The organism is Dellaglioa algida DSM 15638, assembly GCF_001434695.1.
GTDB lineage: Bacteria > Bacillota > Bacilli > Lactobacillales > Lactobacillaceae > Dellaglioa > Dellaglioa algida.
On record NZ_AZDI01000002.1, the window covers coordinates 124,194 to 143,356 of the forward strand.

Here is a 19,163-nt window from a genome sequence, read left to right on the forward strand (position 1 = left end):
AAAAGGGGGCTTTCGGACAAAATGACAAAAGAAATTAAATTAACATGGCTATTAATTGGTTCAGTAATCAGTAGTGCGGGCTCAAGTTTCGTTTGGCCGTTAACAACAATTTACATGCATAATTACTTGGGTAAAAGTTTAACATTTTCTGGAATTGTATTATTGATCAACTCGGTTGCGACAATTATTGGAAACTACGCGGGTGGGTACTTGTTCGATAAATGGCGACCTTACTATGCCACTTTAGTGGGAATTGTTATCGCTTGGTTATCTATTTTAGGATTAGTCTTCATGCATGGATGGCCAGCGTATCCAATTTTGTTAGTCATTTTAGGATTAGGCAATGGGGTCGTGGCGACCGTTTTGAATTCGTTTGCGGCAACTATCAGAAGAAAAGATAGTCGATATGTTTTTAATCTATTTTACTTAGCATTGAATTTAGGTATCGTTATTGGAACACTACTTGTTGGCTACATAATAGAAGTTAGTATTACAATGGTCTTTGTTTCGGCCTTAATTTTATACTCAATATTTTTAATTATTGCTATTTTTGCTTACCGAGTTGACCCTAAACGTAAGAAGGTTAAACCAACTAAATCAGAAAAAGCAAATGGCGTTAATCCGAAGGTTTGGATTATTGGCGCTATGTGGATAACATTCCTTGTAATCTGGTTAAGCTATGAACAATGGCAAAGTAATTTATCAATTTATATGGACAAGTTAGATATTCCGTTAAGTCAATATAGTTTATTATGGACAATTAACGCTGGACTGATTGTTTTTGGACAACCATTAGTATCACTTGTGACGCGGACAATTGCGAAGTCATTATTTAGACAAATTATTATGGGTATTGGATTATTCGCATTATCATTCACAACGCTTATTTTTGCGAAAGATTTCTCTCATTTTGTCTTCTCAATGGTCTTGTTGACATTAGGTGAGATGGTTGCCTTTCCGGCTATTCCGGCTTGGATCAATGAGCTAGCTGAACCCGGTCAAGAAGGTAAGGCACAGGGGACAATTAATATTGCCGCATCTATCGGTAAAGCTTTAGGACCATTAGTGGGTGGTATCGTAATCGAACGCCTATCATACAATGGCTTATTTATCGGTTCGACATTATTAATTTTACTTGCTTTGGCAGTTGTTGTACTTGCAACGAAGAAAGCAAACATACAATCATAGAAAAAAAGTGTCACAACTATCGCAGTTGTGACACTTTTTCTATTCTAAATCATTAAAATAAGTTAATAAATCAGTCGTAGATAGGTTGGCGCGTGCCTCGCCCGACAAGTCTGATTGGATTTGACCATCGTTTAAAACGATAGTTCGATTGCCATATGATAGTGCATCTTCTAAATGATGTGTAATCATGAGGCACGATAATTGTTCTTGTTCAACAATTTTGGCAGTTAGTTTTAATAACTCTTGACTGGTTTTAGGGTCAAGGGCTGCCGTATGTTCATCTAATAAGAGTAAGTCAGGTTGGACTAAGGTGGCCATTAAGAAACTTAATGTTTGGCGTTGTCCGCCTGATAAATTACCGGCAGGCGTATTCAGATGTTCTGATAACCCATTCGGTATTTGTTTAGTTAATTCTTGAAATTTTGCTATTTGTTGTTTTAAATGACGGGGTTTGAATTTACGGCGACGACCTCTATTTAAAGCTAATAAGAGATTTTCAGCAACTGTCATTCTAGGTGCTGTTCCCATTTTAGGATCTTGAAAAACGCGGCTAATATAATTTGTGCGTTTAATATCGTTTTCAGATGTAATATTTTTAGTTCCTAACAGAATCTGGCCACTTGCGGGTTTAATATTACCGGCAATAGTATTGAAAAGAGTTGATTTACCGGCACCGTTTGTACCGATAACAGTAATAAAGTCGCCTTTATTAATTGTAAGATTTAAATTTTTCAGAATTTGTTGTTCTTCAGAAGTACCAGTGTTAACTGTTGTGACAATATCTGAAAGTGTGAAAACGGGCTCTGTCATTTTGTACGTCCTCCTTCAAATAATGTATTAAGTCGTAGCGATTTTCTGAGTGTGGGCAACATTAAGCAGAACGCTAAGATAATTGCAGAAATTAATTTTAGGTCGTTGGCGTTAAAACCTAATGATAAGACAATTAAGATAACAAATCGGTAGAATATACTACCAATGACAACAGCAATCAAACGAGCCGTTAACGATAGGTTTCCGAAAACAACTTCACCGATAATAATTGCAGCAAGGCCAATAACAATGGTCCCTATCCCCATACTAATATCCGCATACCCATTATTTTGTGCGATTAAGCCACCGGCCAGACCAATGAAACCATTTGAAACCATTAGGCCTAGTATTTTCATGCGATCAGTTTGAATACCGAGTGAACGAGCCATTTTTTCATTATCACCTGTTGCGATGAATGCTTGACCCAATTCGGTGTTTAAAAAGAAAGCTAACAGGCAAATACTAACAACAACTAGGATGACACCTAACACAACGGAATCAAATGATGCGGGTAAGCTAGCTAAAAAGTGGGATGAAAAAATGGTGTCTTTACCAATTAAACTAACATTTGCTTTTGTTAATATTCTTAAGTTAATAGAATATAAACTTGTCATAACAAGAATTCCGGCTAACAAAATAGGTATTTTACCTTTTGTATAAAGCAAACCAGTTGCGAGTCCGGCTAGTGTGCCTGCCAAAAATGCAAATAGAGTTGCTAAGAGGGGGTTGATACCATGAACCAAACAAATAACTGTGACGCTAGCGCCCATTGGGAATGTTCCTTCTACAGTCATATCAGGAAAATCTAAAATTCTAAATGAAAGGAAAAGGCCAAGTCCTAAAACACCCCAGAGGAGACCCTGTCCAATAGCAGATACAATAATTGTCATTTGATTAATTCTCCTTTACTTTTAGCTTGATCAATTAATTTTTGTGGGATTGTAATATTCAGTGCTTTTGCTGTTTTCAAATTAATAACCAGATCACCTTTTTTTACAAAATTAATTGGCGTCGTTGCGGGGGTACTTTTACCCGAAAGAACATCTGCTGCCATTTTTCCTGTAGCAACGCCCAGGTCGTACTGATTAATACTAATTGTAGCGAGCCCACCATTTTTAACCATCGTGTCCACGGCAGGGAAAACGGGAATTTTAGCTTGCGTTGCGTTCTTAACGAGTGTTTGCATACTTGATGCAACAGTATTATCCGTCGGAACGTAGACTGCATCAACTGACGATACAAGTGTTTGTGACACTTGATCAACGTCGTTTGTAGACGTGATGGTTGCAGATTTCACTTTTAAACCTGAGTTAAGGGCTGCAGTCTTGAATTGCTGATACTGTTTTGTTGCCGAATCATCACTCGACGTATAAAGAATACCGACCGTTTTCATGTCTGGCATTAATTGTTTCATTAATGCCAGTTGGGCATCAATTGGGGCTTGATCAGAAACGCCGGTGATGTTATTACCGGGTTTTTGATTATTGCTGACTAAACCGGCGCCTTTAGGATCGGTCACGGCACCCAAAATAATAGGTGTTTTTTTCGTAACATTTGCCAAAGACTGTGCAGAAGGCGTTGCGATACCAATCATGAGATTGACATTTTCGTTGTTGAATTTATCACTCATAGATTTTAAATTGCTTTGGTCAGCTTCGGCATTTTGAAAATCAATGTGAACTGTTTTGCCGGGTATATAGCCACCCGTTTTTAATCCGGCAATAATGCCTTTATGAATTGCATCTAGTGCGGGATGAGTGGTTAGTTGAAGAATTCCTACGGTTGGAACCTTTTTTGAAGTTGATGATACCGGTTGAAGCGCTGAGAAAAAGGCAATCACTAAGAATAGAAATAACGCAATAATAGTTCCAATTAATCGTTTCATTTTAAATGTGCTCCTTTATTTTTTGGTAAAAAAAGACAGTCCTCAGATTCGAGGACTGCCTTAAAAAGACAAAATCCCCCGTATGAATGTACTGATATCCATACAGAGGGTTTTGATTAATAGAAATCAAACCGGTATACAGATACAATCTGAATAGACAGACTGCATCTGTAAGAACAGACTACAATCTGAATAACCGGCTTTGCCAACGATTATTAAGTTTTACTTGTAAATGAGTCATAGGCTTTGATTTCCCTTCTGAGTTAGTTGATAAATGTAGTATAGATAAATCTCAGATTATTGTCAAATGTTATTTAACAGATTTTAAAAGTTATAAGGAGTATAATCTAAAAGACAACAGAATTGATTCAACATTCAGAGTGCGGTATGATATTTTTGTTGGGAAGATACTTATGAATTTATATATGAGGTGAAAGACCATGAAAAAGTCACTAAAAATTGGTATTAGTATTGGTAGTATTTTAGTTTTGGGAATTCTTGGCGGCGCAAGTTACAATCAGAGCACGCATTTTAACAAGGGAATCAAAATTAACAATACGGATGTGAGTGGATTAAGCGTCGATAAAGTTATCAGAAAATTAAAAAATGAAACATCGAAAAATGTAATTTATGTAGGTAATACGAAGATAGTTGACGCGAAAGATACGACTACCGGATTTACCGATAAAGATACAGAAGCAATTAAGGCGTTAATGAAGAAACAACGTACGATTCTTCCTTCAGATGTTAAGAAAAACTATGCGATTGTGCCACAAGAATTGGATACGACAATTAGAAAACAACTGAAATCTGAGTTGAAAACGCGATTAACCGAATTAAATAAAACAAGAACGGTTGCCGTTGATGCGAGCTCTGTCTTGCAAGATGGTAAGGTCTCTGTTATTCCTGCTAAGAAGGGAAATCAGTATGATGTTAAAGCAATTTTAGCTGCCTATGATAAAGCTAGTTATAACAGTGTTACGACGTTAAAAGAAACTGAGCTTCAACCTTTATCAGCTGATAGTAACGTGATAAAGGCAGATACTAAAAAACTAGATACGATTGCGGCCAGCCAAACTGTTTACAAGGTTCAGTCAACAGATTATACGTTAAAAGGATCAGAAATTCTTAAAAAAGTGACCGTCAAAGATGGTGAGTATGTCATTGATACAAGCGGTATTTCTGAGAAAGTAGACGAGATTAATAAGAAGCAAGCAACTTTAAATAAAAAATATGATTTTAAAACTGCGACTGGTGAAACTGTCTCGGTTAGTGGTCAATCATACGGTTGGGCGCTTGGAACTAATGACTCTGTGACGCATATTTTAACGGCATTGAAAAATGGAACCGCAACAATTGATGCAACGAACGACAAGTATGGTGTTGGCTATAATACTTATGGAACTGGTTATACAACAACTACAAATCAGGGTATTGGCGATACGTATGCTGAAGTTTCAATTGCGCAACAAAAAGCTTGGATTCATAAAGATGGTAAAGTGGTCTTGACGACAGATGTTGTTACGGGTAAACAAAGTACCGGTGAAGACACGACTAAAGGTGTTTGGTATATCATGTATAAACAGACACCATCAATACTTAAAGGTAGTGAAGTTGGGAAAGCAAATTATTCCGTAAAAGTTGATTATTGGGCTCAGTTCACAAACAGTGGGATTGGATTCCATGATGCTGGTTGGAGAACAAACTGGAGTAAATCTGCATACCTTAAAGATGGATCAGGTGGTTGTGTGAATACAAAACCGGAAGCAATGGTAACCTTATTTGAAAATGTCTCACAAAATGAACCTGTTATCGTTTATTAATAAAAAGCTTAGCCAGTTATCAGACTGGTTAAGCTTTTTTTAATGGTTTATTACTAATATCTTCATAGATAAGTCATAAAAACGGGGTAGGATGACTTTATACCAGAAAGGAAGTTTAACAATATGAAAAATACACCAGATAACGTAACAGCAAGTGATAATATCGTTTCAGCACAAGTCATTGCGTTAAACGACAATGTCATTACCGTAAAAACTGAAGACTCAGAAATTATAAAAATTAAACAACCTGTGAGTACGCAAGGGGACAATTTATTTTTGGAAACGATGAAAGACATCGTTCGATCAGGATTATGGATTCCGGTCAATCGCGTGATGCGAATCATTATGCGTTACGATTGGTTTGATACACCATTTGAAAAATATAGTTATGTTTAGAAATCATGTATAATAACGTCAGAGGTGGCAGAGATGACGATTAAATTAATTGCGGTAGATTTAGACGGAACCTTTTTAAGGGATGATAAATCTTATGACAAAGAAAGGTTTGCACATCAATTTGAACGAATGCAAGAACAAGATATTCATTTTGTAGTTGCGAGTGGCAATCCAACTTTGGCAATCGCTGAGTATTTTAAAGAATTTAAAGATAAGATAGGCTATGTTGCTGAAAATGGAGCGGTTGTTCAAGATGCGAAAGAGTTGTTGAAAGAATATCTGTTTGATAACAAACTTTATCGAGAAACGGTTAACTATCTAAAAGAAACATTTTCCGAGACTGGTTTATTAGCGGTTAATAACCAAGGTGGATTTTATGAAAAAAGTGAACCGGTTGAATTTATTCAGGATTTAACCGACTACTATCCGAAGGTAACTGGAGTTGAAAGCCTAGCAGTGCTTACTCATGATATTTCAATGCTAACGGGTCATTTTCCAGTATCAATCTATGAAAAAATATCGGCGCAATTAAATGCCGAAATGAGTCACAAGCTACAAGCAAAGGCATCGGGATTTGGCTATATTGATATTAATTCTGTAGATGCTACAAAGAAAAATGGACTTAATTTACTTCAAAATCGTTGGCATATTTTGGATGAAGAGGTTGCAACGTTTGGAGATAATGATAATGATCAAGAAATGTTGGCCTTTACGCCAAACAGTTTTTCAATGGCAACTGGTTCGCGACTCGCAAAACAATCGTCTAACCATATAATTGGGTTGAATCAAGACGATAGCGTTTTAGATACGATTGATGATATTTTGGATCACAAATTTTGAGGGTAGTGCTCTTTGAAAAAGGCACTGCTTTTTTTAGTTCTTTGTATCCGCTTACCAATGCGGTATACTGGATATATTAAAGCATAAGTGGAGGAATATATTTTGACAGTTAAAATAATCGCGGTTGATTTAGATGGTACTTTTTTGAGGGATGACAAAACGTTTGATGAAGTTAGATTTAATCGTCAAATGGGTACAATGAAAAATAAAGGTATCCATTTTGTAGTTGCAAGTGGTAACCAAGTCATGAAAATTAAAGATATTTTTAAGCGTATTTCTGGAGATATTGGATATGTTTCAGATAATGGTGCAGTCATTTACGATGGGGAAGATCATATCAGATCATTTAATATTGATCCAATCGTGTATGAAGAAACAATTTCGTATATCCAAAAGATATCACCTAGTTATGGTATTTTGGCGTCAACGGATCAGAGCGGCTACATCGATGCACGTGAGTCTGATAAATTTGTTGAAATGGCTAATTTATACTATCCTAATATTGTTAAAGTTCCTAATTTGAGTAAGATTGATAAAATCATCTCTAAAGTCACAATTAATGGACCACTTGATGAATATAAAAAATTTGCAGTTGAGTTGAAAGAAAACGTTGATGATTCCCTAGTTGCGAAAGTTTCAGGTTTTGGATTTATTGATATTAATGTTAAAGAAGCCACTAAAAGAAATGGATTGAACGCCTTACAAGAAATTTGGCATATACAAGATGGCGAGGTATTAACTGTTGGAGATAATGATAATGATGCAGAGATGTTGGAATACACGCCGCTTAGCTTTGCAATGGCTAAAGCTTCTGAGACTGCTGCCAAAATGGCAGATCACCGAATTGGATCAAATCAAGATGATAGTGTTTTAGATTTAATTGACGATGTTTTAGCGGGTAAATATTAAGTAAAAATAAGCGGTAGTCGCCGTTTATTTTTCTGCGCAAAAAAGCCACTTTTTTCTAAAAGTGGCTGATAATTGAATTTATTTAGAAACGACGCTAAAACGTTCTTGATGATGTGAGTTTGCCTCAATTTCATCTACTAAAGCGATGGCATAGTCCGCATAACTTATTTCACTTTCACCTTTTTCATTTTTAGTTAATACATCTCCGGCTATTTGATAATGGCCAGTTTTATGACCGTTAGGATTGAAAAATGCGGCGGGTGAAAGGTAAGTCCAATCAAAATTTGTAACCTTTCGAAGATCAGCCAGGGCGTTTCGCATACTTTTAGCTGTTGGTTTGGCAGATTCAGGGAATCCTGGTGTATCTCCTAATACCATTGTTTTTTTGGAATCAATAAATAAGCTACTGGCACCACCGACAACAATTAGTTTATTTTCCGTATTAGCTAAAATAGTGATTAAGTGATCTAGAGATGTTTGATGTAAGGTTTCTTGGCCAAGAGGTGCATTGAAAGCATCTACAATGACATCGAAGGGCGCCAAATCAGTAGCGGTGAGATCAAAAAGATCCTTTTCTATAAAGGGAACCTCTTCCGTTAATTTCCGCTTATTTCTAATAATGGCGGTTACGTCTAGTCCGCGAGATAATGCTTCTTTTAATGTCGTGTGACCTTGTTTCCCAGTTGCACCAATAATGCCAATTTTCATTTTAAGAACCCCTTTTCTGATAACTGACTCTACAATAAGATAATGTTATTTTAATGTCAAAGAATACGTCAGTGGCTTTCGTCTTTATTTTATTGGATAAATATGGTATCTTTATAGTTGTTATGGGGATGTTCAGGATTCGACAGGTATAGGTTGAGCTTGGATTGCGTTTCGAAGTTTGCGTCTTCGTTAAAACGCTCAGTTAAATTATAACTGCAAAAAATAATAGTAATACTTACGCTTTAGCTGCTTAATAGCGCTTTAACGTAGATCCTCCTAGTATCGTCCATGTGCTAGATCTGGGTCCTAAATTAAGTGGACTTACGTTGACTTCTTCCACCTGGAGAAGTTAAAAGAGACTAATCAGGTTAGTCAGACGTGTTAGCCCTGTTATACGGCGCTACGGCTGGTGAAATTTAAATAGTATAACTATGAACGTAGATGTTTGAGTGGCAATATGCTTGGACGCGGGTTCGACTCCCGCCATCTCCATTTTACACTTTGAATAGGATTGAAAAACTTCATATAAGTAACATTTTATATTTTTGAAGATTCTATCCAACATAACAGACAAAAAAGACGACTCCTAAAACGGGTTGTCTTTTTTTATTTTTAAAATTAAATGAATAAACTGGACACTAATCCATCATTAAGAGACGTAAAAATTCTTTTGAAGCATTTGAAAAACGATGATTCTTTTTCCAAACAATATTGATATTTGCGGTTAATGGAGGTGATAAAGGAATGAATTTTAGATTTATATCTGTGGTATTTATAATGCCATCAATACAAAGGGCGCTAGTGACGCCTTCTCTTACTAATAGCGAGGCATTATAAAGTAAGTTATAGGTACCAATGATATTTAAATAATCGATACTTCCCCCCAACCATTCAGACAGTTGATTATCAACTAATGATTGATTTGAAATGAGTAGGGGCGTGTCTTTAATATCGTTTGCGACGACCACTTCTTTATTGGCTAAGGGATGCGAGTTATTGACTAAAATCCCCGAATAATCAACTAAAGGTAGTCTCATGTATTCATATTTTTGCTTTTCTACGGGATCAATAACTAACCCAAAATCGATCAAGCCCTTGTCAACTTTTTCTAAGATATCATCCGCATTTCCACTATAAAGATGAATGTTAATGTCGGGATAGTTATCCCTTAAGGCGTGTAATCTTTCCCCGATGAATTTAAAGGCTCGTGTTTCTCCGCCTCCGATTGTTATCTGACCACTAATGACGTCATTTTTGATAAGATTTGTCGTCGTTGACTCTACCAAAGATAAAATTTCGGATCCTCTATTTACCAAGTAAATACCATCTTCTGTTAATGTAATAAATCGATTTCCCCTAGTAAACAAAGTAACACCTAGTTCATTCTCTAATTCCTTTAATTGTTTTGAAAGGGTAGGTTGAGAAAGATTTAAGACTTCAGCGGCTTTGCTAATTGTTTTTTCACGTGCAACGGTTAGGAAGTAGGTTAAAACGCGTAATTCCATTCGGCTGCTCCTTTCTATGGCGATTAAGAATACATGGGTATTACACATAAGTATTAGTTAAGTATAACCGATACGTATATACTCTGAACAGTAAAGAATGAATAGATATCAGGAGGTAAGTAAATGTTAGACTTACAAAAGAAAATAGTTGGAAAAGATATTTTAAAAGATTCGCCCTTATTTAACGAAATCCATTCTGTGAAACAGAATAACGAACAATTGATTATGATGCTGAATTCGAGATACTATCCCAATGAGGAGGTGTTAAGGCAATTGGAGAAAATAACTGGGCAAACAATTGATTCATCGGTAATAGTTTCACTGCCTTTTTATAGCGATTTTGGTAAACATATTACATTCGGAAAAGATATTTTTATTAATCAAAATGTAACATTTGTTGATTTAGGCGGAATAACACTTGAAGATCAGGTCTTAATTGGTCCGGGTTCTAGGTTAATCACAGTTAATCATTTAATTTCTCCTAAAAATAGGCGTGGACTTAACGTAAAACCGATTTATGTTAAGAAGAATGCATGGATTGGGGCAAATGTAACTATTTTACCTGGAGTTACAATTGGCGAAAATTCGGTTGTTGGCGCTGATTCAACTGTGACGAAAGATGTTCCTGATAACGTGATTATAATTGGTAGTCCAGCTAAAGTAGTTCGTAATATAGAAGAAGCTTAATTAATTTTTGCAGAAAGCATAATAAAAACCCCCAAAAATCCAATTCTGGGGGGTTCACTTTATATAATTCGTTGAAATTATTATTATTTAATATAACGAACTGCGGTACCATATGCAGCAACTGATTGCATATCTTGACCAATAGAACCGGAATCAAAACGCATCATAACGACCGCATCTGCACCCATGCTCGCAGCATTTTCGCGTAGACGATCAATAGATGTATCACGCGATTCAGCCATCATTTCAGTGTAGGCTTTAATTTCGCCACCAACAATATTTTTAAGACTGGCACCGATATTTTTAATCACGTTTTTAGATTGCGTTGTAAGACCGAAAACTTCGCCAATAACTTCGTATTCTCTACCTGGGATACTTTCTGTTGTCACTACTAATATTTTATCTGACATTTATAAAACCTCCGTTTATTTATTATCTTTATCATAACATAGTCAATTTAGAATGAATTAAAAATTGGCTCTATTATTTTGCTTCTTGAATGACTTTAATTTTATTAACTTTAATATCCGTTGTGGGTTTATCGCCTGAGTTGACCTCAACGGCGGCAATCTTATCGACAACATCCATTCCCTCAATAACCTGACCGAAGACGGTGTAAGTACCATCTAGAGAAGGCGTTCCACCTTTTTTATATGCGTCTAGAATTTTTGAAGGCGTTCCATCTTTAATATCGGCACTTGTACTTACATCTTCATTATTTTGAACGATATAGAATTGACTACCAATTGAATTAGGTTCAGATGTTTGAGCCATTGCTAGGGCACCGCGAATATGGTAGAGACTTTTCGAAATTTCAGTGCCGAAAGGTTTACCATAAATACTTTCACCACCAGTACCATCTCCCTTAGGATCTCCACCTTGAATCATGAATTCATTAATAACGCGATGGAAGAGGGTATTATTGTAATATCCTTTTTTGCTGTGAGTCAAGAAATTTTTAACGGCTTTCGGTGCATATTCGGGGAATAATTTAATTTTAATATTACCCTTTGTTGTTTGAAGCTCAACAACAGCTTCTTTTTTTGATACTGTCGAACTAAGTTGCGGTAACGCTACATTTGATGCCACGCTCGAAGATGAGTCACTTTCTGAAACATTCGTTGCTTTTGTATTTTGATGATAGAAGAAAAAACCGATTCCTCCAAGAATAATGATGACGATTATTGCGATTAAACTGATCATTTTTTTACTTTTCATAGTGACCCCAAACTTTCTTTCTATTATTTACTTACTACAGTTTAACGTAGACGATAATGGTTGTACAAGTTTTAAATTGAAACGAAATGATAGCGCTTGAATAAGAAGAATATGAATGTTATATTTAACATACGTTTAACAAGGGGGGACTTACCATTGAAGGATGACTTAATACTTATTTCACAAAATGATGCGGTCGAAGCTCAAAAAATATTTAAATTGTTAAGTAACCCAACTAGAATGCAAATTATGTATCTACTTGAGCAAACGGAGTTAACGGTTTCTCAAATTAAGGATCGGCTAGGAATTGAGCAGTCAGTTGTTTCACATCAGTTACAGCTGTTTAAACAACATCAGCTGGTTACGGTACGCAAGGTGGGTAAATTAAGTTATTACAGACTTGAAGACCAGCATATTATTAGTATATTGACGCAAACGTTAAAACACGCAAATCATGTTTTACATCATTAAAATGTGGCATGTGATTAGATTATTGGGGGTATATCATGTTTATTAAAAACGAATTTAAATGGGAAAAATTAAATTTATACATAGAACAAATGACCCACGTCGCAAAAGTGGGGATGGCATAATGGAAAAACAAGAAAAAATTAAGAAAACAAAATGGCGATACAGACACCCACATATTTTTAGATATGTCGCGATATTTAGTGTTTTACTTTTATTGGGGGTAGCCGCGATTAGTCTGTACGTTGCCGCGGTTATTAAGTCGGTTCCAACTGTTACTAGTCAGGAATTAATCTCAGATGCTAGCTCTAATATGTACGACAGGGAGGGACAATTAATTTGGTCTTCCGCTTTAAATAAACGGGTATATGTGAAGGCAAAGGATATTCCTAAAATTTACAGTGACCTTTTATTATCGACTGAGGATCAAACCTTTTATAAAGATGCAGGATTTTCACCATCTGGGCTAGCTAATGCCGCTTTTTCGACCGTTAAATCAGCGGTGGGTAAGGGGGAAGTTCGGGGTGGATCAAGCATTGAACAACAATTAATTAAATTAACTGTTTTTTCAACAAGCAATAAAGATCGGACCGTAGATCGGAAAATAAAAGAATTTTTTCTAGCGCAACAGTTATATCACAACTATAGTAAAGACCAAATTTTAGAATTCTATATCAATAAAATGAGTTTGGGCGAAGGTTCTTACGGGGCCCAAACTATTTCGGAAACTTATTTTGGTAAAACGTTAAAACAATTAAGTGTCAGTCAACAGGCAATTATTGCGGGATTGGGTCAGGCGCCATCTACTTATAATTTGTATTCAAATCCTAAAGCAGTTCGAGCGCGTCGAAATATCGTTCTAAAGACTGGCTTGGAGAATAAAGTTATTACAAAGTCTCAATACAAAATAGCAATAGCGGAGTCAGTGACTAAAGATTTGAAAAAACGTCATTGGATGGAGAACTCTGTCACAAAAAAAATTCTTGAAAATAATGCGTATGTTACTTCGGCATTAGAACAGGTGAGTGATAAAGGCTATGATTTATCAAAGACGCCGCTTCAAATTAATACGGCACTTGATTCAAGCAAGAATGCTTATGTAAAAAAACTAGCCGATGATGAAAAATATTATCAGGATTCAACTGAACAATCGGCCATTACAATAACCGACCCTAAAACTGGGAATATTGTTGCTCAATATGGGGGACGCCATCAAAAAACAGCTTTTAGTTATAATCGAGCAATATCTACTCAACGCTCATCAGGATCAGGAATTAAACCACTGCTAGATTACGGTCCTGCAATTGAATATTTTGGGTGGGCAACAACGCATGCGCTAGATGGAACTGCTTACGCTTACCGCGGAACTAATTTACTGGCTCAAAACTTTGATGATGTTAGTTATCGGTCAATAACAATGCAAAATGCGCTACGGGTTTCAGCAAATACACCGGCGATTAGGACACTAGATACCGTTGGTAGTGCAAAAGCTGCTCAATTCTTAACTCAAATCGGTATGCCTCAAACCAATGCTCCGGCAGGATCACAGGCTATTGGACTTGATGTCTCCACTGAACAAATGGCGACAGCGTATGGGGCTGTTTCAAATGGTGGTACTTATCATGCTGCCCGTTATGTTACTAGTTTAAAATTTTCAGATAACAGTGTAAAAAAATATGATGTTATTGGTAAACGTGCAATGAAGGCTTCAACCGCTTTTATATTGACTTCGATGATGGAAGGTGTACCTAACGCTGGTGGGACAGCACCAAATGCTAAAATAAATGGAATCCATCAAGCAATGAAAACGGGAACTGTTGGATACTCAGCGGCAGCTAAATTCCCTGAAAATGCGAATATGGATGTCTGGATGAATGGGTTCACTAAGTCCACATCTGTCTCTATGTGGCTGGGCTACGATGAACCAATGAAAAAGGGACACTACATCACGGATGCCGCTTCTGCAATGACAAACGTCAATTTATATCGTGATTTGATGGAACATTTTTCAAAAGAAAATGATGCGGATAATAGTGAGTGGGAAAAGCCATCAACTGTTAACCAATTGTCAGGAATAGGTCTTTCAGCCCAATATGAACCCAATGATAAAGTGGTCGTATTAGGTGTTAAGGAACCAGAAACGATTGACTTAAAAAAAGCAAAAGTATACAAAACATATTTATCAAAAACAATAGATAAGGACATTTTAAAAGTTAAATTTGAAGATATTGCTTATCAAAAAAAACCTGATTCATACAAAATTGGATCATGGAAGAAAGATACAAATGATAAATTAGATTTAACTCAGAAAAAACTAGATAAGGCCAATGATGGAATCAAGTCGGCTAAAGAGATGTTAGAGGGTGAGTGAAAATGGAGCCAAGGTTAAGGGGTAAGAAACAAAAAAATGAAAAACTGGTTAAGCGAGAAGACGAAACTAATTTAAAAAAAGGACAAACTCCAAAAAAAGGGCCAAGGAATTTTTGGAAACAAGTATATCGTCTTTTGTTATTTGTGACTATCGGGTTGACTATTTGGAGTGTTTATACGGTCGTTAATCGTTATCGAATTAGTCTTGATTGGTCTAAAAACGATAATTCAGAGTTAACAATGGCCAAGCAAACGCCAGATTCACTCTACGATTCTAACGCTGAATCTAAAGCGGCGAAACAAAACTTTAATGAAATTTATGCAAAGAGCTATAATATTAAAACGGAAGATTTAACATCTGCGGCAACGACAACCGAAATGAAAAAATTACGCCAAACGTTAACCCATATTTCAGCTAATTCACGTGTCGATTACCAGACGAAATACGACGATATAGTGAAAAAAGTAAAAGTGAACGCGTTATATCAAGATATGTTTGTAAAGGGTGATAATGAAACAATTAAACCTAGCGTAACGCCTGAAACTATTCAAAAATTGAATAACTCACAATTCGGATACATTAATCAATTATTGATTGATTCTTCCAATAAAGATGAGTTTGCGCAACGTATTTATAAACGACAATTGAAGTTGGCAAAAGATGCAACGGCAATAAACGGTGTGATTGATATTGCAAAGAAGACAGTTACTTACGAACCGACTTCAGGTGATGTGGTTATTTTAAAAGATAGCACTAATCAGCAAATCAATGATTATACAACCGCGGTAGGACATCTGAATTATTCATGGAAAAATTTAGCTTTTTTAAATGAAATTGAAAAAGTAATTGCAAAAGATTTAGCGAAACAAACGGAACAGTATCAAGTATTTAACGATTATAAAAAAGATCTTTTAGATGAAAAACAAGCGAATAAAAATTTAGACGCGCTTAAGAAAAATTTGTCTGACACATTGATAAAACAAAAATTTGATGAAAAGCAAGCCAAGGATTATATAAAAATACCTAAATTCACCTCTCAATCTGAGGCACAAAGCTGGGCCGATAAAAACGATATAAAAGTAGAATTTACACGTAAATGGGCTAGAAAAAGTGATATAATATCGGATCCAAGCGAAGGTAAACTATTGAAAAGGACAGATAAACTGAAAGTTATCGTTCAGCAAGGAGGTTCAGGTGGGACATCTGCTGACTCAGTTAAGACGAGTTCAAGTACAAATTCTTCAAGTGCGTCTGAAAAAAAAGCAGATTCCAGTTCAACTAAAGAATCAAGTAGTTCAACAGTTGAATCTTCGTCGAAAGTAGAATCTAAAGAATCAAGTAACACGGGGAATGAAGGCAGTTCATTGCTCACTAGTACAACAAAAAAATAAGGAATTTGATAGTGTATATATTAAGTGATTATCAAAATAATAGGGGTAAATAATGACAACAACCATTCTTTCTGGAGTTACAGCTTATATTTCCACAAGTATTGATTATTTAGTTATCTTAATGATTATTTTTGGCCGAATTAAAAAGTCAAAGGCATTCACATATGTGTACTTAGGAGACATCTTGGGTACAACTGTTTTGGTCTCCGCCGCATTATTTATTAGTTTTATTCTTGGGTTAATACCAGATCCCTGGATTTTAGGATTGCTGGGATTTATTCCGATTGTTATGGGAATCATGGTCATCATCAATGACGAAGATGATGGCGAAGAATCGGTTAATAAACAACTGCACGCGAGTGGTAAGGCTAGAATTATTATTGATGTAGCGTTAATAACAATTATTACATGTGGAGCAGATAATATTGGTATTTATGTACCATTCTTTGTAACGTTAACAATGAGTCAATTAATTATTGTTTTAATTACTTTTTTCTTTATGATGACTTTATTTTGTATCATGGGTTATTTTTTTGGTAAGATACCATTAATTGCTAAAGCTTTTGATAAATATGGCCGATGGATTACGGCTGCGGTGTATATTATCTTAGGACTATATATTGTTTACGAGAATGGTACCTTCGAGAAATTATTATCATTTATATAAACTCAAAGAAAAGACTAAAAAAAATCATATTATTTGATTATAATGATTGTTAAAGGTCAGATATGGGTATTTTAAAGTGAAAAATGGAGAATAATATGAAATTATTAATGGTAGAGGACAATAAAGCAGTTTCCGAAATGATGTCGATGTTTTTCCAAAAAGAAAATTGGGACGTTAAATACGCTTATGATGGTAATGATGCAGTTGCCATGTTTAATGAGGATCCAAATGGCTGGGATATTGTGACGCTTGATTTGAATTTGCCGGGAATGGATGGAATGCAGGTTAGTTCAGCAATCCGCAAGGTTTCGGCTAACGTACCAATCATTATACTAACAGCTCGCGACACAGAAAGTGATCAAGTCCTTGGTCTAGAAATGGGTGCGGACGATTACGTCACGAAGCCATTTAGTCCTATCACGTTAATTGCCAGAATTAAGGCGCTCCACCGTCGTGCAGAAAAACCGAGTGTTGGGACTGATGATGAAAGAGAAGATGATAGTAATCATTTTGATATTGAAACGGCACACTTCAAATTAAGTACGGCCCGCCGAGAGGCTTACCTGGAAGACGTGTTAATTGATGAATTAACACCGAAAGAGTTCGATTTATTGAAGACGTTAGCGAATAAACCAAAACAAGTTTTTTCTCGAGAAAAATTATTAGAATTAGTTTGGAATTATGAATTTTTCGGTGATGAACGAACGGTTGATGCACACATTAAAAAATTACGTCAAAAAATTGAAAAAGTTGGCCCTCAAGTCATTCAAACAGTTTGGGGCGTCGGCTACAAATTTGATGATTCAGGAGCTGGTCACTAATGAAGTTACTTTACCAACAAATGTTAGCATTTTTCGCGGTTATTATTACATTGGTATTAGTATTTGGGGCTTTATTTCTAAACTTTACAAGCGACATGGTGTATAAAAATACATGGACGCAGTTAGAGGGCTATTCAGATAGCTTGATGTCGGAATCAATGGTTTTAAAGACTGCTGATTCGAAAACAGAATTTAACTTAAATTTAAATAATTTAAGAAATGCTGAATCGATTTTAAAAACACAAAATGTTCGGTTTACAATTTATACGAAGAAATCCAAAATTATCTATCCTTATAACGCGGTTCAAGATAATATAACGAAAGAACAGTGGGCTCAGTTAGAAAAAGGCGAGGTTGTTCATCGTACTCCTCACGCAAATAGGCAATTAAAAACTGATATGAAGGCAATCAGTATGACGGATATTTTAAAGCCTTACTTTTATAATGGAAAATTGTATGCTGTTATATCAGTCGGAGCAAGTGTATCTAATATTCAAGCTAATATGAATCAAATGACTCGCAATTTAGTTATTGCGTTTATTGTGTCCGTGATTGCCGGAATTATTTTAAGTTATCTTCTAGCACGATATTCTGTCTCTAGAATTAATCGACTTAGAAGGGCAACACGAATGGTTGCTGATGGTAATTTTGATGTTCATATTGAAAGTAGACATCGGGATGAAATAGATGATTTAGCACAAGATTTTGATGGCATGGTTTCCTCGCTTAAAGAATCCGAAAAAGAAATAAAGCGTCAGGAAGATCGGCGCAGACAATTTATGGCGGACGCCGCGCACGAGATGCGGACGCCCCTTACAACGATTAATGGTTTGCTTGAGGGGTTGGCCTATGATGCAATTCCTGAAGAAAGCAAGGGTAAGAGTATTGAATTAATGCGAAGTGAAACGAAACGTTTAATTCGCTTAGTTAACGAAAATTTAGATTATGAAAAAATTCGAACAAATCAAATTACGCTTGCGCCAAGCACATTTGATTCAGTTGTTGTGATTAACAATATTGTTGAGCAATTAACAAAAAAATCGGTTGAAGCTAATGATCAAATTGAATTGAGCGTTCCTAAAAATTTAATGGTCTTCGCTGATTACGATCGGTTCGTTCAAGTCATATTTAATATTACTCAAAATGCAATTCAGTTCACCGAATCTGGTACGATTCACATTTCTGCCGAACGTGGCTATCACGAAAGTATTTTCAGGATTACTGATTCGGGTATTGGTATGACAGAAGATCAGTTGAAAAATATTTGGGAACGTTATTATAAAGCAGACCCATCTCGGAAAAATACCAAGTATGGTGAATCTGGATTAGGTTTATCGATTGTTCATCAATTAATGCAATTGCATAATGGAAAAGTGGAAGTAGTAAGCTCTGAAGGAAAAGGGACGACATTCATGTTGACGTTTCCGGACCAGGATGAATCATTATTAATAAATAATTAAGAAACAATTTCTTTTA

At 35.8% G+C, this 19,163-nt stretch carries 19 protein-coding genes and 1 other RNA gene; 13 read left to right on the forward strand and 7 right to left on the reverse strand.

Going from position 1 to position 19,163, the window contains the following annotated elements; all coding sequences use genetic code 11:
- Window positions 1–21: 21 nt before the first annotated feature.
- Complete coding sequence (locus FC66_RS02280) at window positions 22–1,188, forward strand: MDR family MFS transporter (protein WP_057973756.1); 1,167 nt, start codon at window positions 22–24, stop codon at window positions 1,186–1,188.
- Window positions 1,189–1,227: 39 nt separating this feature from the next.
- Here the strand turns inward: FC66_RS02280 and FC66_RS02285 are convergent, their stop codons facing one another.
- The 3 genes from FC66_RS02285 to trpX are packed head-to-tail and all read right to left on the reverse strand — an operon-like array spanning window position 1,228 to window position 3,883.
- A complete protein-coding gene (locus FC66_RS02285; protein WP_057973757.1) occupies window positions 1,228–1,998 on the reverse strand; it encodes an ABC transporter ATP-binding protein in 771 nt (256 codons plus the stop codon).
- Window positions 1,995–2,888: an ABC transporter permease gene (locus FC66_RS02290; protein ID WP_057973758.1), complete on the reverse strand. Its 894-nt coding sequence runs from the start codon at window positions 2,886–2,888 to the stop codon at window positions 1,995–1,997. Before FC66_RS02290 ends, FC66_RS02285 begins: the two co-directional genes overlap by 4 nt.
- A complete protein-coding gene (trpX, locus tag FC66_RS02295) occupies window positions 2,885–3,883 on the reverse strand; it encodes a tryptophan ABC transporter substrate-binding protein (protein WP_057973759.1) in 999 nt (332 codons plus the stop codon). Before trpX ends, FC66_RS02290 begins: the two co-directional genes overlap by 4 nt.
- A 440-nt stretch (window positions 3,884–4,323) precedes the next feature.
- On the opposite strand from trpX, the gene FC66_RS02300 reads away from it, so the two are divergent.
- From FC66_RS02300 to FC66_RS02315, 4 genes are all read left to right on the forward strand, one after another.
- Window positions 4,324–5,706: a L,D-transpeptidase family protein gene (locus FC66_RS02300; RefSeq protein ID WP_057973760.1), complete on the forward strand. Its 1,383-nt coding sequence runs from the start codon at window positions 4,324–4,326 to the stop codon at window positions 5,704–5,706.
- A gap of 123 nt (window positions 5,707–5,829) precedes the next feature.
- Entirely contained in the window at window positions 5,830–6,102 is a 273-nt protein-coding gene (locus FC66_RS02305) for a hypothetical protein (RefSeq protein ID WP_057973761.1), read from the forward strand.
- Window positions 6,103–6,135: 33 nt separating this feature from the next.
- Window positions 6,136–6,942, forward strand: coding sequence for a Cof-type HAD-IIB family hydrolase (locus FC66_RS02310; protein WP_057973762.1), 807 nt, complete (start codon window positions 6,136–6,138; stop codon window positions 6,940–6,942).
- A 102-nt stretch (window positions 6,943–7,044) separates the two neighbouring features.
- Window positions 7,045–7,851: a Cof-type HAD-IIB family hydrolase gene (locus FC66_RS02315; protein ID WP_057973763.1), complete on the forward strand. Its 807-nt coding sequence runs from the start codon at window positions 7,045–7,047 to the stop codon at window positions 7,849–7,851.
- 78 nt (window positions 7,852–7,929) lie between these two features.
- On the opposite strand, the gene FC66_RS02320 is transcribed toward FC66_RS02315, so the two are convergent.
- The gene (locus FC66_RS02320) at window positions 7,930–8,559 is read right to left on the reverse strand and encodes an NAD(P)-dependent oxidoreductase (protein ID WP_057973764.1); all 630 of its coding nucleotides are present in this window, start codon (window positions 8,557–8,559) and stop codon (window positions 7,930–7,932) included.
- Window positions 8,560–8,683: 124 nt separating this feature from the next.
- Here FC66_RS02320 and ssrA point away from each other — a divergent pair.
- Window positions 8,684–9,054: a transfer-messenger RNA gene (ssrA, locus tag FC66_RS07850) on the forward strand.
- 143 nt (window positions 9,055–9,197) lie between these two features.
- Here the strand turns inward: ssrA and FC66_RS02325 are convergent.
- Window positions 9,198–10,064 (reverse strand): LysR family transcriptional regulator, encoded by an 867-nt coding sequence (locus FC66_RS02325; RefSeq protein WP_057973765.1) that lies wholly within the window; start codon window positions 10,062–10,064, stop codon window positions 9,198–9,200.
- A 123-nt stretch (window positions 10,065–10,187) separates the two neighbouring features.
- Here FC66_RS02325 and FC66_RS02330 point away from each other — a divergent pair, with 123 nt between their 5' ends.
- Window positions 10,188–10,751, forward strand: a complete 564-nt coding sequence (locus FC66_RS02330) for a DapH/DapD/GlmU-related protein (RefSeq protein ID WP_057973766.1) — start codon at window positions 10,188–10,190, stop codon at window positions 10,749–10,751.
- A gap of 83 nt (window positions 10,752–10,834) precedes the next feature.
- Here FC66_RS02330 and FC66_RS02335 read toward each other — a convergent pair whose 3' ends face one another.
- Together FC66_RS02335 and FC66_RS02340 are read right to left on the reverse strand one after the other, a co-directional pair.
- Entirely contained in the window at window positions 10,835–11,161 is a 327-nt protein-coding gene (locus FC66_RS02335) for a heavy metal-binding domain-containing protein (RefSeq protein WP_057973767.1), read from the reverse strand.
- Window positions 11,162–11,234: 73 nt separating this feature from the next.
- Window positions 11,235–11,969 carry a peptidylprolyl isomerase gene (locus tag FC66_RS02340; RefSeq protein WP_057973768.1) on the reverse strand — a complete coding sequence of 245 codons (735 nt, stop codon included), beginning with the start codon at window positions 11,967–11,969 and terminating at the stop codon, window positions 11,235–11,237.
- Between the two features lie 156 nt (window positions 11,970–12,125).
- On the opposite strand from FC66_RS02340, the gene FC66_RS02345 reads away from it, so the two are divergent.
- The 6 genes from FC66_RS02345 to FC66_RS02370 all read left to right on the forward strand — a co-directional run bounded on the left by FC66_RS02345 (window position 12,126) and on the right by FC66_RS02370 (window position 19,147).
- Window positions 12,126–12,440, forward strand: a complete 315-nt coding sequence (locus FC66_RS02345; protein WP_235804034.1) for an ArsR/SmtB family transcription factor — start codon at window positions 12,126–12,128, stop codon at window positions 12,438–12,440.
- Window positions 12,441–12,561: 121 nt separating this feature from the next.
- Complete coding sequence (locus FC66_RS02350) at window positions 12,562–14,808, forward strand: transglycosylase domain-containing protein (protein WP_057973770.1); 2,247 nt, start codon at window positions 12,562–12,564, stop codon at window positions 14,806–14,808.
- Between the two features lie 2 nt (window positions 14,809–14,810).
- Window positions 14,811–16,199 (forward strand): hypothetical protein, encoded by a 1,389-nt coding sequence (locus tag FC66_RS02355; protein ID WP_057973771.1) that lies wholly within the window; start codon window positions 14,811–14,813, stop codon window positions 16,197–16,199.
- Between the two features lie 52 nt (window positions 16,200–16,251).
- Window positions 16,252–16,866: a CadD family cadmium resistance transporter gene (locus tag FC66_RS02360; protein WP_057973772.1), complete on the forward strand. Its 615-nt coding sequence runs from the start codon at window positions 16,252–16,254 to the stop codon at window positions 16,864–16,866.
- 95 nt (window positions 16,867–16,961) lie between these two features.
- Window positions 16,962–17,687 (forward strand): response regulator transcription factor, encoded by a 726-nt coding sequence (locus FC66_RS02365; protein ID WP_057973773.1) that lies wholly within the window; start codon window positions 16,962–16,964, stop codon window positions 17,685–17,687.
- Complete coding sequence (locus tag FC66_RS02370) at window positions 17,687–19,147, forward strand: sensor histidine kinase (RefSeq protein WP_057973774.1); 1,461 nt, start codon at window positions 17,687–17,689, stop codon at window positions 19,145–19,147. Before FC66_RS02365 ends, FC66_RS02370 begins: the two co-directional genes overlap by 1 nt.
- Window positions 19,148–19,163: the final 16 nt, after the last annotated feature.